Origin of the sequence: Herbaspirillum aquaticum, assembly GCF_002213425.1 — a bacterium.
In the GTDB taxonomy this organism is placed as follows: domain Bacteria; phylum Pseudomonadota; class Gammaproteobacteria; order Burkholderiales; family Burkholderiaceae_D; genus Herbaspirillum; species Herbaspirillum aquaticum.
In genome coordinates, this window is the sequence record NZ_NJGV01000055.1 from 1 (window position 1) to 1,221 (window position 1,221).

The 1,221-nt window shown below is 48.6% G+C and carries 2 protein-coding genes; one reads left to right on the plus strand and one right to left on the minus strand.

The window, feature by feature from the left end:
• Nucleotides 1-148 precede the first annotated feature (148 nt).
• The gene (locus CEJ45_RS24735) at nt 149-451 is read left to right on the plus strand and encodes a hypothetical protein (RefSeq protein WP_141107067.1); all 303 of its coding nucleotides are present in this window, start codon (nt 149-151) and stop codon (nt 449-451) included.
• Nucleotides 452-454: 3 nt separating this feature from the next.
• Here CEJ45_RS24735 and CEJ45_RS24365 read toward each other — a convergent pair whose 3' ends face one another.
• Nucleotides 455-1,021, minus strand: coding sequence for a tyrosine-type recombinase/integrase (locus CEJ45_RS24365; protein WP_088757559.1), 567 nt, complete (start codon nt 1,019-1,021; stop codon nt 455-457).
• Nucleotides 1,022-1,221: the final 200 nt, after the last annotated feature.

The window sequence follows — 1,221 nt, forward strand, 5'->3', positions numbered from 1 at the left end:
AGGATCAGGGCAGCGCTGTTCTGCTGCAAGTGAAGTCATGGATGCAGCTTAAATTCTGGCAAACGCTGTCTTGACGGATGGGTCCACTTTAGTCGTCAGAGCGAGAGCAGCTCTACCTAAAAAGCCCCTCTATGCAATCGGCAACAAGGTGAATCTCGCACCAGCCTATGTAACGCCTGAAGGCGAAAAGCTCTTACGCGGAGATACGAGAAGACAACTGATGGCGATTGTAACGAGTCGTCAGTTACAACGAGCGCTTATCTTGGCGGAAAACGCCGCAAGGGGAAAATTTCCAAGCTTTGATGCCGTTGCCCCTGTTGATTTCAATGTCATGGAGTTGCGATCATCCATTATCTTGCACCGAGACTGGATGAAAGCAGAACTGGCGCGACTCAAAGCAATTTTGGCTAAACAAAACAACAAGCAAAGCGTCTCTCAAAGAGACACTTGATTGTTAAATTAAGTCGACCGCCGCGCGCTGCATAGCGTCATTCACGTCAATGTAAGCTTGTGTCGTCGAGATATTCTGATGGCCAGCCAAAGCCATCAATACTCGAACACCTACCCCTTTGCTAGCCAAATTTGTGATGAACGAACGTCGTCCTGAATGGCTACTTGCGCCGTCGATTCCAACTTGCCTGTATAGGTTATGGAAATACTGACACAGGGTATTTGCAGTAAAGCCAGCTCGCTTCTGGGTATAGAAAAGATGTCTTTCAGGCTCGGAACGCTTCAGTGTCGAAGCGTACACGGCCAGTTCTTTGCGCAAGCGCTCTCCCAAAAATACCGTTCGAGCATGCCGACCTTTTGTCTGTTCTGGCGACAAGCGAATTTCGGCTTTGATCGAACCGTCGGTCGCGACCACGTCTCCGATACGCAGCGCAGCCACTTCCCCAACACGCATCCCAGCCCAATGCGTCAACAGCAGCATTGCGCGATTGCGAGCTGCGTGTTTGCGAAGTGAGATATAGATAAGTACTTTCTTCAGCTCTTTTTCTGTGAGTGTTTTTGCCTGGGCCATTGCCATCCTCGAAATCAAAGAAAACCACACACCGGAGGGTGTAGCCTTTGATTACGAAGATCAACAATAGACTGACGAAATTGGAAATCCAGGAAAATCAATCACTTTAAAGTGGACCCCGAATTTGAGACACTGATTTAAGCTGTCGTCCTGGAAGGGATGACGAGAATGAGTGAAGCAAAGAAGAAGCGAAATAGCTA

Coding starts and splice junctions, on each gene's coding strand:
- CEJ45_RS24365 (WP_088757559.1), bottom strand. CDS start 1,021: ATGGCCCAGGCAAAAACACTCACAGAAAAAGAGCTGAAGAAAGTACTT.